We start from the raw sequence: 13,458 nt of genomic DNA on the forward strand, positions 1-13,458 counted from the left end.
TGGTGGGTGATACTGGACTTGAACCAGTGACCCTCGCCTTGTAAGGGCGATGCTCTCCCAACTGAGCTAATCACCCACATCTAAACAACATTGCATTGCTGCGTTGTTGTGGGGCGCTATTATAGATAGAGTTGGAAATGTGTCAACACTTGAATGATAAAAATGTACTGAATGAAGGTTTTATAAACAATAGGATATGGTTGAAGTCTATTTTATCATCAAATTTGATATTGCAGTTCAATTAAGCACCTAATAAGCTCCTAAAAGTGAGTAGGGAATTGTATTTTATTAATCTTAAATTTAGCTTCACGATACTTATTGTTTTTTTTACTGGAGTCGTTTTTATGATTATGAGCAAGATGGATTAATATTAGGGCGAGTTATTTAGTAAATAGAGCAGGCCTTTAAAAATGAATTTAATTTAAACTTCCCAACACAAATGATATTTCCAGCATTCTAAACTCTATTTTTGTACTTACTTTATTTTTATAAGCCAACCTAGCCAACTCGTAAAGACGCACTCTTTAGTCAGAGCTCTTTGGATTAAGACTTAAATAGATGACATATAGTTGTACATAGAATTACGAAGCTACAATGCTCTTTAAAAAATGTTCTTCAAACAACAATCGAGTTTTTTAGTACGAGTTATGCTGGTTATCAAGCGAGTGAAGGCTGCGGGCACTCTCAAACTCACATTTGAGCTTTGGTTATTATAAGTAATTGTAACTTTTAAAGGATTAAGACGATTGGCGAGGCCTAACTCGGTAGTTTTTTAAATAAGTTCAATTTGCATATAAATGTATACCTTTTCTTTGATACAACTTTGTTGCATCAATTATGGGGAGTAGGGCGTGATTGAGTATTCGCTGCAAAATAGTGATGTAATTATAAGCAGTAGGGCTAGAATCTTATTCAAATTGTATTTATTAGCACGCTTGATAGCCAGTTTGTTGAAAATTAAACCATTTAAATAAAGCTAGGTAAAAAACTGTTGACTTTATTTTGGGTGGTGCATAGAATGCGCCCCGCACTAAGCAATACACGATGTGTTTATCACGACGGGTATTGATTAAGTTGGGGCCATAGCTCAGCTGGGAGAGCGCTTCGCTGGCAGTGAAGAGGTCTGCGGTTCGATCCCGCATGGCTCCACCAAAAATTAGTGTTTTGTCCTAGGGTAGCAGTTTTCTGTGTCCCCATCGTCTAGAGGCCTAGGACACCGCCCTTTCACGGCGGTAACAGGGGTTCGAATCCCCTTGGGGACGCCACTTACTATTTTAAGTATTGTATAAGCAGTGTTACATAACACTCTATATGCACGATGTTATTAAGAGTATCAATCTCTTAGCTATGACATTTACTACTTAGATAGGGAAGTGCAGTGTTATTAGAATAAAACCACAAATTAATACCCTCATTTTACACTTCATTTTTATATCAATCTATTTACACTTTATTACAAAACCAAACCCATAATCGCTCCATATTCCTTGTTGTACTTTTAATTAGTCTTTAAACTCATTGAGTTAATTTAAATATGGACTAAAAAATGAAACTCACAAAAATTGCACTTGCTGTTTTACTTGCATCAGGGTTGGCTGCATGTAATAGCTCAACTCAAGCTGTTGATAAAAATATTGTTACAGAAACATCAATTCCTGGCGTTACACTTATTGAATCAGTGAAATCTAATGCAGGTGAAATCAACATACCGTATAAAAAATATAAACTAGATAACGGTTTAACTGTAATTGTGCATGAGGATCATTCAGATCCCTTAGTACACGTTGATGTAACATACCACGTTGGTTCTGCTCGCGAAGAGCTGGGTAAGTCAGGCTTTGCTCACTTTTTTGAGCATATGATGTTTCAAGGTTCAGAGAATGTTGCTGATGAGGAACATTTTAAAATAATATCTGAAGCAGGCGGTACTTTAAATGGTACAACTAACTCAGATAGAACAAATTATTTTGAAACAGTACCTGTAAATCAATTAGAAAAAATGTTGTGGCTAGAAGCTGATCGAATGGGCTTTTTACTCGATGCTGTAACCCAAGAAAAATTTGAAGTACAACGCGAAACAGTAAAAAATGAGCGCGGCCAACGTGTTGATAATCGCCCTTATGGTCGTTTAGGTGAACGTGTTGCTCAAGCGATGTATCCAGATGGTCATCCATATTCATGGCCAGTAATTGGTTTTATGGACGATCTTAATCGCGTAAATGTAAATGATTTAAAAGCATTCTTTTTAAAGTGGTATGGTCCTAATAATGCAACGCTTACTATTGGTGGCGATATCAACGCTAATGAAATACTGCCATTAGTTACTAAATACTTTGCACCAATTCCAAAAGGCCCTGAAATCCCTACAGTAGAAAAAACAGCTGTAACACTCAATGCTGATAGATATATTTCAATGGAAGATAAGGTACATTTGCCTTTATTAAGTATGAGTTTCCCAACGACTTACGCTCGCTCTGAAGATGAAGCACCTCTTGATATACTTGCTGAAATATTGGGTGGTGGTAATAATTCACTACTATACAAAAACTTAGTTAAAACTCAACTTGCTGTTCAAGCAAGTGCAAATCATCCATGCCAAGAGTTAGCGTGTTCAATTAGTCTTTATGCTTTACCAAATCCTACAGCAGGGAAAACGTTAGCTGATATGGAAAAAATCATTCGTGATTCATTTGTTGAATTTGAAGAGCGTGGCGTTACACAAGATGATTTAGATAAAGTAAAAGCTAAAATAGAATCGGGTGCAATTTTTGGTCTGCAAAGCGTATCAGGAAAAGTCTCTCAACTAGCCGCGTCAGAAACGTTTACAGGTAACCCAAATTCAGCTAAAGATGAGATTGCACGTTATAACAAAGTTACAAAAGCTGATGTTATGCGTGTTTTTAATCAATATATCAAAGGTAAATCTGCCGTTATTATGAGTGTTGTACCAGAAGGGCAATCTCAACTTATAGCTGCTCCAGACAACTTTACGCCTAAATCGCATGATTTTGGAGGTCCATCTACAACTTCAGCTGATGATTTAGTGGCACGAAGAGCTGTTGATACATTTGATCGAAGTGCTCATCCAGAGGCCGGCGCAAATCCTGCTGTTGATGTTCCTACTCTTTGGCAAACTAAGACCGAAAACGGTATTAAAATATTAGGTACTCAAAGTACAGAAACGCCAACTACCGCTATTTTCATTAAAGTTCCGGGTGGCTTATATAATGAGCAAGCGAGTAAAGTGGGTTTATCATCAATAACTGCATCGTTAATGAGCGAGTCAACGCAAAACTACACTACAGAGCAGATGAGTAACGCGCTTGAAAAACTAGGTAGCCAGGTAAGTATCTACTCAGATAAAACACATACAAATGTGTATGTTTCTAGCTTAACCAAAAATGTAGATGCAACGCTAAAGCTTGTAGAAGAAAAGTTATTTAAACCAGCATTTAATGCAGATGACTTTGAGCGTAATAAAAAGCAAATCATTCAAAATATTCAACATTCAATGAAGGATGCTGGGTATTTAGCATCTAATACATATAGTAAATTACTATATGGCAACAATATAGCTGCACTTCCAAGTACTGGAACGCTTAATAGTATAGAGGCTATTACACTTGCTGACGTTAAAGCTTTTTATAACGCAAACTTTAAACCGCAGGGCGCTCAAGTAATTATTGTTTCTGATTTAAAAGAGTCAACAATTGAACCAAAAGTTAAAGCTACACTTACAAATTGGAAAGGTAAATCGAGCTTAGTAGCGGTTGATTTCAGTGAACCTAAAGTAGAAACTAATGTAATTTATTTGGTCGATAAACCAGACGCTCCTCAATCAGAAATTCGTATAGGTAAACGCGATATGGTTGAAGATATTACAGGTGAGTTTTTTAAAGCTAACTTGATGAACTTTGCACTTGGTGGCACGTTTAATAGCCGTATCAATCTAAATTTACGAGAAGATAAAGGCTACACTTACGGTGCTCGCTCTCGTTTCTGGGGTGATAAAACATCAGGTGGCTTTACCGCTTCTGCAGCGGTGAGAGCCGACTCTACTGCAGCGTCTATTACAGAGTTTACTAATGAGCTTAATAACTATGCTCAAAACGGTGTCACTGATGAAGAGCTTATGTTTATGCGTAAGGCTATCAATCAAAAAGATGCGCTTAAATACGAAACGCCTAATGCAAAACTTGGCTTTTTAGCACAAATATTAGAATTCGATTTAAAACCTAGCTTTGTAAAAGAAAGGAATGAGATTGTTAGCAATATCAGCAAAGAAGAAGTTAACGCCTTAGCTAAAAAACACTTAAATACTAAAGACATGATTTATTTAGTAGTGGGTGATGCTAAAACACTTCGTCCAGAGCTCGAAAAATTAGGTATGAAGGTTGTTGACTACAGTCTTTAATATTTAAATAAATCATTGGAATTATAAAGCAGCTTTTTTAGCTGCTTTTTTTTGCCTAATTGTAGAGTGTTGAATTTTTTGTGAAAAATAGATTACAAGGAGCAACTACAGCATCTTTCTTTAGATATAAAATATAGTTTTATAGCTTAAACCTTCAAAGAACATCACATTCCTAGCTTTTTTATTCAGTACTTATAAAGATTCGATTTGGTAGCATAAATTTAAACATCCAACTTTATTAGGAGGATTTATGGCAAGTGGATGGGCACGAGACGGTGCAATTCAAGATCAAATTGATGCGAGTGTTAATGACGCCGTACAGTATGCAAGAAGCAATTTAATATCTGGCGCAAGTGCAGAGTTATGTGATGAGTGCGATGAGGAAATCCCACAAGCACGAAGGCTCGCGTTACCAGGAGTGCGTTACTGTGTTGCATGTCAAGCTGCAATAGAAGGTAATGATGCTAGCGCTAAATCGTTTAATAGACGTGGCAGTAAAGATAGTCAGTTGCGTTAAAAAGGTGCTGAAAAGCACCTTTTTACTTAATACCAATCTGCATAAATATTTGAACAATTTATAAAATTAAACCCCTCCATAGTTATACCAACCAGCATAAATCTTTGATCAATTTAACGAATTAAATTGCACTATAACGTCGTTAAAAATTTTTTATTTAGAACAACTAGATACAAAAATTTTTGCCTAGTCCTAGCGTAATTTTCTTAACGTTAAATAGACCCCATATATAAGCAGATTGGCATTAAGCAAATTGTTATAACTTGAATTAGTTGGTAGGTAATTTAAAATTTACTCATGTCATCTTTTTTCTGAATTAGCTCAATTGCATAGCCATCAGGGTCTTTTACAAAAGCAATTTCAGTAGTGCCGCCTTTTACTGGTCCAGGTTCACGACTAACATTACCACCGGCTGCTCTAATATCAGCACAGGCCTTGTAAATATCATCAAACTCAATGGCAATATGACCATATCCATTACCCAGGTCGTAGCTATCTTCGTCCCAGTTATAAGTTAACTCTAATACTGTATTATCTGCTTCCTCGCCATATCCAATAAAAGCAAGAGTGTATCTGTATTCACTGTTATCAGCTCTGCGTAATTCTTTCATACCTAATACTTCAGTATAAAAAGCAATTGATTTGTCTAAATCCGCAACACGCAGCATAGTATGTAATAAACGCATTATTCAGTTCCTTTAGTGATTTTTCAAAGTTCAGTATATTTTTAACTAAGCGCTATTATTAGGCGCATTTTGTGGTTTTTATATGTATTAGCCATATATGTAGGCGTTACGTACAAATCACAACCTCAATACCATTTAGAGTTGGAAGCTGTTCACGTATGGTCTTTATAATTTTACCAATAACATCAACTGTAAATTACCAATTAATGAACCATTTTATTGAATTTTGCATATTTAAATAAAGAACACTCAATTATTGGTCAACCTATTAGTATAAAAAAAGTTACTGATTGTTCAACAAAAGTTAACCTATGTCTGATTGGGTTTGTTATATCTAACTATTTGTTTTTAATTGATATTAAATTTATTTGTATGTAATTTGTAAAAATACGGGATTTACTTGGTTAACTTATTGGTTGACAAAAAAGGCGTATGGTAATACAGTTTTTGCATACCAATTGGTAAGTTGCTTGGTTTGAGTGAATACAATGTATTGGTAATTAATCAGAGTTACGTTTTGCACAGGTTAATTTATAAATAACTCAAGCTTAAAGTTACTCTACAAATTGAAACAAAGACACAGCGTATTTTAAAGTAGATTTTACTTGTTCTTATAAAAGTATGCGCCACATATTTAGGAGTTATTCATGTCAAAACCAGTCATCGGTTTCATCGGCTTAGGCTTAATGGGCGGCAACATGGCCGAAAATTTACAAAACAAAGGCTATGAGCTAATTGTTATGGACCTTAGCAAAGATGCGGTTGCAGCATGTGTCGCTAGAGGCGCAAAAACAGCAAGCACTGCTAAAGAGCTAGCTGAAGGTTCAGATATTGTTATGTTTTGTCTTACAACTTCTGCCGTTGTAGAAAAAATCATTTATGCAGAAGACGGTATCCTAGCGGGTATTAAAGAAGGTGCAGTACTAGTTGATTTTGGTACTTCTATTCCATCATCTACTAAAAAAATTGGTGCTGATTTAGCAGCTAAAGGCGCAGGCATGATTGATGCTCCTCTTGGTCGTACACCAGCACATGCTAAAGACGGCCTTTTAAACATCATGGCTGCAGGCGATATTGATACATTCAATAAAGTTAAACCAGTACTAGAAGATCAAGGTGAAAACGTTTTCCATCTTGGCGAGCTAGGTGCAGGTCATACAACTAAGCTTATCAACAACTTCATGGGCATGACTACAGTATGTGCTATGTCACAAGCATTTGCAGTTGCAGAGCTTGCTGGTGTTGACCGTCAACAACTTTTTGACATCATGTCGACTGGTCCATCTAATTCACCGTTTATGCAATTTTGTAAAAACTATGCAGTTGATAATGTTAGCGACCTTGGTTTCTCGATTGCTAATGCAAACAAAGATTTAGGCTACTTCCTACAAATGGTAGAAGACCTAGGTACTGAATCAAAAATCGCTGAAGGTTCATCAGCTAACCTACAAGCAGCGTTTGACGCTGGTATGGGTCAAGGTAACGTTCCTGAAATTTTTGATTACTTCAAAAAGCTAGAAAAGTAATACTTCTCGACCTTATTGAGCGCTTTAAGCTTTTGGCTTAAGGCGCTTTAACACACATGACACCAATTGACTAAAGTCTTTGTGCAATGTCAGCTTTTTAAAATTCTGATGAAGCACTACTTTCAGTCACAACGAAAAAGAGTTAACTATGCGTTTGATTAACACAATAAAGCTTAGTCTAGTTCTCATCGGTTGCATATCCACACAAATAGCGGCCAAAGATTATTTTGTAGAAAGTAAACAAGCTTTTAATGATATCGCAGCTAATCTAGTTGCTGGCGACAAAGTAGTACTTAAAAATGGTACTTGGTCTGACTTCGAAATCCTACTTGAAGGCCAAGGTACAAAAAACTCTCCTATTTTATTGACCGCTGAAACTAACGGCAAAGTAATTTTATCGGGTCAATCTAACCTAAGACTTGCAGGTAAATACCTTGAGGCTTCTGGCTTAGTATTTAAAGACGGCTACACACCGAGCTCAGCTGTAATAGAATTTCGTAAAAACAAAAATGAATTAGCCTACAACTCACGAGTAACAGAAATTGTAATTGATAATTACAGTAATCCAGACAAACGAGAGTCTGATTATTGGGTTGCATTATATGGACAACATAACCGCTTTGATCATAGTCATTTAGTTGGCAAACGAAATAAAGGCGTGACAGTTGCTGTTCGTTTAAACACTCAAGCAAGCCAAGAAAACTATCACCGTATAGATAATAACTATTTTGGCTACCGTCCAACTTTTGGTTCAAACGGTGGTGAAACACTTCGTATTGGTACTAGTCATTACTCATTAACTGATTCACATACATTGGTAGAAAATAACTACTTTGAACGCACCAATGGTGAAGTAGAAATTGTGTCGGTTAAGTCAGGTAAAAACATCCTTCGTAATAACGTATTTTATGAAGCGCGCGGTACATTAACGCTGCGCCATGGTAACGGTAACCTAATAGAAGAAAATATATTTATTGGTAATGGTGTTGACCACACCGGTGGTATCCGCGTTATCAATAAAGACCAAATTGTAAGAAATAACTACCTACAAGGTCTAACAGGGTATCGTTTTGGCAGTGGTTTTACTGTGATGAACGGCGTACCAAATTCATCTATAAATCGTTATCACCAAGTTGAAAATGCGACAATTGAAAACAACACATTTATAAATGTGCGTCATATTCAACTTGCCGCAGGTAGCGATGCTGAGCGTAGCGCTGCACCTAAAGATAGCGTAATGAAAAATAACTTAATCATAAATCAAGATGGTGAACAGCCATTTACAACATTTGATGATGTAAGCGGGCTGGTACTAAGTAACAACATTGCTGATACAAAAGTACTTTCTGAGCTAACGTACGGTGTAAAAAAAGAAAAAATCACGCTTAAAAAAGCAAGTAATGGTCTACTTTACCCAACATCTAAAAGTTTAAATGTAGGTGCAAAGCGCGATTTAAAAGTACTTAAAAAAGAAGATACCGGTGTTAGCTGGTATGCAAAAGTACCTGCTTTAGTTGATTTTGATTCTGGTAAGACACATTCTGTTAAAGCTGATGTAAGTGCATTACTAGATGCTATTGATAATGCACAGTCGGGCGATGTTCTAGAACTAGCGCCTGGCCAGTATGATGTTTCTAAACTGGTTAAAATTGATAAAACGTTGACAATTAAAGCGAAGCAGAACACAAAGTCTAAACTTACTTTTCAACGTTCTACCTTGTTTGAAATACATGATGGCGGCAGCTTAAAACTAGATGGTTTATCTATTTCAGGTGAAAACGCGCCAGATGCAATAGGTAACAGCATTGTTCGTACGCAAAAATGGGGTATGGTTGATAATTACCGCTTTGTAATGACCAACTCAGAGTTAAATGCTTTAGATATTAATCATTCATTCCATTTCTTTATCACTGGTAAAGGTGCAATGGCTGATGAAATTATTCTTACAGGTAATACCTTTAATACAGTAACAGGTGACATTTTACGTCTAAATACTGAAATTGAAGACTTAGGTGTTTATAACGCGGAATACGTTATTGTAAATAATAATACATTTAATGATGTGCAAGGTGGTGTACTTAAGCTTTACCGTGGTGGTACTGATGAAAGTACATTTGGCCCTCATTTTGAAATGACAAATAACACGCTTAATAACGTTGGCCTTGGTAAGCGTAACAAAGAGCAAGCGAGCATTTATGTTCACGGTGTTCAGGTTACTAATATCAAAGATAATAAATTTGTTAAATCTGCTCCTATTGTTGTAGAGCACACAGTAGGCGAGCCTAAAACTGAAATCTCAGACAATACATTTGATGTAACTAAAGCACCAAGTGTTAAAGAACTAAGAGTTAAAGGCCCACATACAGCAGTATTAAAAAATAACAACATTTTAAATAAGGCAGGGTAAATACTATGTACTTATTAAAATGCCAAACAGGTTTTAAAATAGCGGCTGTAGCAGCACTTACATTACTTACATCATTGGGTGCGCATGCAGCGCACCCAAACTTAGTAATTACTACTGATGACGTAAGTCATATGCGTCAAGCAATAGGCAGCGAAGGTAAATTTTCTACTGCGTTTGAGCTATTAAAAGCGCAAGTAGACGAACAAATAGCTCAACCAATTGCGGTACCTGTACCAAAAGATGGTGGTGGTGGTTATACACATGAACGCCACAAGAAAAATTACCAACTTATGTACAACGCGGGCATTATTTATCAATTAAGCCAAGATGATAAATACGCAAACTATGTACGTGATATGTTGCTTGAGTATGCAAAATTATACCCAACGCTTGGTCTGCATCCAAAACGTAAAATGGACTCGCAAAATCCAGGTAAGTTTTTTTGGCAAAGCCTAAATGAAGCAATGTGGCTTGTGTACACAATACAAGCTTATGATCTAATTCATGACTCGTTAAATGCCGATAACATTAAAACAATCGAGGATGACTTACTACGTCCTGTTTCGTTGTTCACATCAGTAGGCCAACCCTCTACATTTAATAAAGTACACAACCATGGAACATGGGCAACAGCGGGTGTTGGCATGGCCGGGTATGTATTAGGCGAATCTGAGTGGGTAGAAAAATCATTATACGATTTAGAAAAGTCGGGTAAAGGAGGCTTTATTAAGCAGCTAGAGATGCTGTTTTCACCACAAGGTTACTATAACGAAGGTCCTTACTATCAACGCTTTGCACTATTACCCTTTGTAACGTTTGCTAAAGCGATTGAAAACAACGAACCACAACGAAAAATCTTTGAATATCGCGATGGCATATTATTAAAAGCGATTGATACGACGATTCAACTTAGCTACAACGGTTTGTTTTTCCCAATTAACGATGCAATAAAAAGTAAAGGTATCGATACTATTGAGTTAGTTAATGGTGTAACGGCAGCATATGGCTTAACCAACGATGCGGGTTATTTAGATATTGCTAAGCAACAAGACCAAATAATTCTCTCTGGTGATGGACTAAAAGTAGCTCAAGCACTTGATAACAACATGGCAAAACCTTATTCGTTTAAGTCTGTTGCCTTCGGCGATGGTAATGACGGTAAACAAGGTGCTCTAGTTGTAATGAGAACGCAGGTAGGTGGCGATCAAGCTCTACTATTTAAACCTGCTGCACAAGGCTTAGGCCACGGTCATTTTGATAAACTAACATGGCAGTTTTACGACCACGGTAATGAAATTGTATCTGATTATGGCGCAGCACGTTTTTTAAATGTAGAAGCTAAATACGGCGGTCGTTATTTACCTGAAAACGAAACTTACGCTAAACACACGGTTGCGCACAATACGGTAGTGGTTGACGAAACAACGCATTTTAATGCAAATGTTGAAGTAGGAAATAGTAATTACCCTACACTTAACTTTTTCGAAACGAATGAATACGGCACGGTTTCAAGCGGCGAAATAAGCACAGCTTATAAAGGCGTTGATCTTGAGCGTACGCTTGCACTTATTAACTTACCTGAACTACAAAGCACAGTTGCACTTGATATATTTGATGTTGCAGCAAATAAAGCACATCAGCTTGATTTGCCTTTGCATTATAAAGGTCAGCTTATAGATACCAGCTTTGAGCTAAAAGCGAATGCAACACAACTGTCTGCATTAGGTACTAAAAATGGCTACCAGCATCTATGGCTTAAAGCTCAAGCGCAACCTCAAAGTGGTTTAGCTAAAGTAACGTGGTTAAACGAAAATGGTCGCTTTTATACGCAAACGAGTTTGGTTAAAGGTGATGAGTCTTTCTTGTTTACTCAAATAGGCGCAAACGACCCTGATTTTAACTTACGCAACGAAAACGGTTTTATTCGTCGTGTTGAGGGTCAAAAGCATCATAAATTTATATCTGTATTAGAGCCTCACGGTGAATACAATCCAAGTAAAGAATATACGTTAGAAGCTGTTAGTAGAGTTACAAAGCTTGAATATAGTCAGCAGGGCGATTTAACACTTGTTGAACTTGATATTAAAGGCAAGTCATATTTAGTGGCTATTAATAAAGCACCAACCTCAGCTAAAAATACATTCAATTATCAAAATAAAGAGTTCACTTTAAATGGCCGATTAGGCGTTTATATGATGAACAATAATCAGGAGTAAATAGGATGCAAAAGCAAAGCGCAAACTTTTCATTTGGCAACGAGACCGAAATTGAAGATTTAGGAAATGGTCTAAAACGTCAAATGCTAGGTTATAACGAAGAGCTAATGGCTGTTAAAATTTGGTTTGAGAAAGGGGCTATTGGTTATAACCATGCTCACAGACATTCTCAAGTAACGTATGTTGTTGAAGGTGAGTTCCACTTTAACATTGATGGCGTAACTAAAATCTTAAAACCGGGTGATAGCTGCTTAATCCCACCATTTGCTGATCATGGAGCTACCTGCCCAACAGGCGGAATCCTGATTGATACTTTTAGCCCAGCGCGTGAAGACTTTCTTGAGGATTAATTATGCAACTTAAAGGCTTACGTTGGTGGGTTATAGCGCTAATTGCGCTAGCTACCATTATTAACTATATCGACCGTCAAGCACTTAGTGTGCTTTGGCCGGACATCGTTGAAGATTTATTTCCTGATGAATCAGCGCTAGAACGCAAACAAATATACGCTAATATTTCAATTGTGTTTGTATTTGCTTATGCATTTGGTCAAGCCATATTTGGTAAAATATTTGACTGGGTAGGCACACGCTTCGGTTTTGTTTTATCGATAGGTGTTTGGTCTATTGCAACCGTTGCACATGCATTTGCACAAGGTGTGCTTAGCCTTAGTATTTTTCGCGCAATCTTAGGTGTAGCAGAAGCTGGTAACTGGCCGGGCGCAGCTAAAGGTAATGCTGAATGGTTTCCTACTAAAGAGCGTGCCTTAGCACAGGGTATTTTTAACTCTGGCGCTGCTATTGGCGGTATTATTGCTATTCCTTTAATTGCTTATTTAACTATCTACTTTAGCTGGCAAATGGTGTTTGTTTTTGTGGGCGTATTAGGTTTTCTTTGGTTAGTGCCTTGGTTAATTTTGGTTAAAGCGCCGCCTAGCTCTCATCCTTGGCTTACTGCCGAAGAGCGTGAATATATCTTAACAGGTCAAAGACGTGTTGATGATAATGGCGATGTAACAGGTGAAGACGAAGAAGAATATAACCCTTCAACTGCTGAGTTACTTTCTCGTAAGCAAAGCTGGGGTGTAATTATTGCCTCTGCTGCGATTGACCCTATTTGGTGGTTATTTGTTTTTTGGATACCTATTTACCTAAACGAAGTATACGGCATGGATGTTAAGTCTATTGGTATATATGGTTGGGTACCTTATGTTGGCGCTATGTTTGGTGCTTGGTTTGGTGGCTTATTAGCTCAAAACCGACTCAAAGCCGGTTGGAATACAGATAAAACACGTAAGCTAACTATAACGCTGGGCTGTTTAATTATGTTACCTGCGTTACTTGCAATGGCAAATCCAGGCGGACCAACGACAGCGGTACTAATTATGGCTGTTATATTATTTGGTTTTCAAACTGCAATTGGTAACGTGCAAACACTACCAAGTGATTTGTTAGGCAAAAAAGCTGTAGGTACATTATCAGGTTTCTCTGGTATGGCGGCAAAACTTGGTGCTGTAGGCCTTACATCGCTTGTGCCTATTCTTACTGCTGATGGTAATTATACGCCAGCATTTGTTATTGGTGCTTCTTTAGCCATTATAGCAATGGCAGCTGTTTGGATTTTAATTCCAAAAATAGAACCTCTTAAAAAGCCTCAATAATCTAGATAATAACTGCTATGCCAACATGTTTT

At 37.2% G+C, this 13,458-nt stretch carries 8 protein-coding genes and 3 tRNA genes; 9 read left to right on the plus strand and 2 right to left on the minus strand.

Translation table 11 applies throughout. The features are described from left to right. Positions 1 to 76: transfer RNA gene (locus I6F66_RS02505), tRNA-Val, on the minus strand. Positions 77 to 1,076: 1,000 nt separating this feature from the next. On the opposite strand from I6F66_RS02505, the gene I6F66_RS02510 reads away from it, so the two are divergent. The 4 genes from I6F66_RS02510 to I6F66_RS02525 all read left to right on the plus strand — a co-directional run bounded on the left by I6F66_RS02510 (position 1,077) and on the right by I6F66_RS02525 (position 4,931). Continuing rightward, a tRNA-Ala gene (locus I6F66_RS02510) sits at positions 1,077 to 1,152 on the plus strand. Between the two features lie 37 nt (positions 1,153 to 1,189). After that, positions 1,190 to 1,265: transfer RNA gene (locus tag I6F66_RS02515), tRNA-Glu, on the plus strand. A 281-nt stretch (positions 1,266 to 1,546) separates the two neighbouring features. Continuing rightward, positions 1,547 to 4,414 carry a pitrilysin family protein gene (locus tag I6F66_RS02520; RefSeq protein ID WP_197208668.1) on the plus strand — a complete coding sequence of 956 codons (2,868 nt, stop codon included), beginning with the start codon at positions 1,547 to 1,549 and terminating at the stop codon, positions 4,412 to 4,414. Positions 4,415 to 4,664: 250 nt separating this feature from the next. Beyond that, positions 4,665 to 4,931 (plus strand): DksA/TraR family C4-type zinc finger protein, encoded by a 267-nt coding sequence (locus tag I6F66_RS02525; protein ID WP_166421086.1) that lies wholly within the window; start codon positions 4,665 to 4,667, stop codon positions 4,929 to 4,931. Between the two features lie 284 nt (positions 4,932 to 5,215). On the opposite strand, the gene gloA is transcribed toward I6F66_RS02525, so the two are convergent. Further along, positions 5,216 to 5,617, minus strand: coding sequence for a lactoylglutathione lyase (gene gloA, locus I6F66_RS02530; protein ID WP_024591533.1), 402 nt, complete (start codon positions 5,615 to 5,617; stop codon positions 5,216 to 5,218). Positions 5,618 to 6,264: 647 nt separating this feature from the next. On the opposite strand from gloA, the gene I6F66_RS02535 reads away from it, so the two are divergent. From I6F66_RS02535 to I6F66_RS02555, 5 genes are all read left to right on the plus strand, one after another. Continuing rightward, the gene (locus I6F66_RS02535) at positions 6,265 to 7,143 is read left to right on the plus strand and encodes an NAD(P)-dependent oxidoreductase (protein WP_007585320.1); all 879 of its coding nucleotides are present in this window, start codon (positions 6,265 to 6,267) and stop codon (positions 7,141 to 7,143) included. 148 nt (positions 7,144 to 7,291) lie between these two features. After that, complete coding sequence (locus tag I6F66_RS02540) at positions 7,292 to 9,550, plus strand: polysaccharide lyase 6 family protein (protein ID WP_197142556.1); 2,259 nt, start codon at positions 7,292 to 7,294, stop codon at positions 9,548 to 9,550. 5 nt (positions 9,551 to 9,555) lie between these two features. Further along, the gene (locus I6F66_RS02545; RefSeq protein ID WP_197208670.1) at positions 9,556 to 11,766 is read left to right on the plus strand and encodes a heparinase II/III family protein; all 2,211 of its coding nucleotides are present in this window, start codon (positions 9,556 to 9,558) and stop codon (positions 11,764 to 11,766) included. 5 nt (positions 11,767 to 11,771) lie between these two features. Further along, positions 11,772 to 12,116, plus strand: a complete 345-nt coding sequence (locus I6F66_RS02550) for a cupin domain-containing protein (protein ID WP_002962963.1) — start codon at positions 11,772 to 11,774, stop codon at positions 12,114 to 12,116. Positions 12,117 to 12,118: 2 nt separating this feature from the next. Then, positions 12,119 to 13,426, plus strand: coding sequence for an MFS transporter (locus tag I6F66_RS02555; RefSeq protein WP_007585328.1), 1,308 nt, complete (start codon positions 12,119 to 12,121; stop codon positions 13,424 to 13,426). The last annotated feature ends 32 nt before the right edge of the window (positions 13,427 to 13,458 follow it).

Source organism: Pseudoalteromonas sp. NZS100_1 (assembly GCF_015864285.1).
Classification (GTDB): Bacteria; Pseudomonadota; Gammaproteobacteria; order Enterobacterales; family Alteromonadaceae; genus Pseudoalteromonas; species Pseudoalteromonas arctica.

Bases quoted from the DNA above. Each gene is read 5' to 3' on its own strand.
- gloA (WP_024591533.1), bottom strand. From the start codon at position 5,617: ATGCGTTTATTACATACTATGCTGCGTGTTGCGGATTTAGACAAATCA.
- I6F66_RS02540 (WP_197142556.1), top strand. From the start codon at position 7,292: ATGCGTTTGATTAACACAATAAAGCTTAGTCTAGTTCTCATCGGTTGC.
- I6F66_RS02555 (WP_007585328.1), top strand. From the start codon at position 12,119: ATGCAACTTAAAGGCTTACGTTGGTGGGTTATAGCGCTAATTGCGCTA.
- I6F66_RS02545 (WP_197208670.1), top strand. From the start codon at position 9,556: ATGTACTTATTAAAATGCCAAACAGGTTTTAAAATAGCGGCTGTAGCA.
- I6F66_RS02525 (WP_166421086.1), top strand. From the start codon at position 4,665: ATGGCAAGTGGATGGGCACGAGACGGTGCAATTCAAGATCAAATTGAT.
- I6F66_RS02550 (WP_002962963.1), top strand. From the start codon at position 11,772: ATGCAAAAGCAAAGCGCAAACTTTTCATTTGGCAACGAGACCGAAATT.
- I6F66_RS02535 (WP_007585320.1), top strand. From the start codon at position 6,265: ATGTCAAAACCAGTCATCGGTTTCATCGGCTTAGGCTTAATGGGCGGC.
- I6F66_RS02520 (WP_197208668.1), top strand. From the start codon at position 1,547: ATGAAACTCACAAAAATTGCACTTGCTGTTTTACTTGCATCAGGGTTG.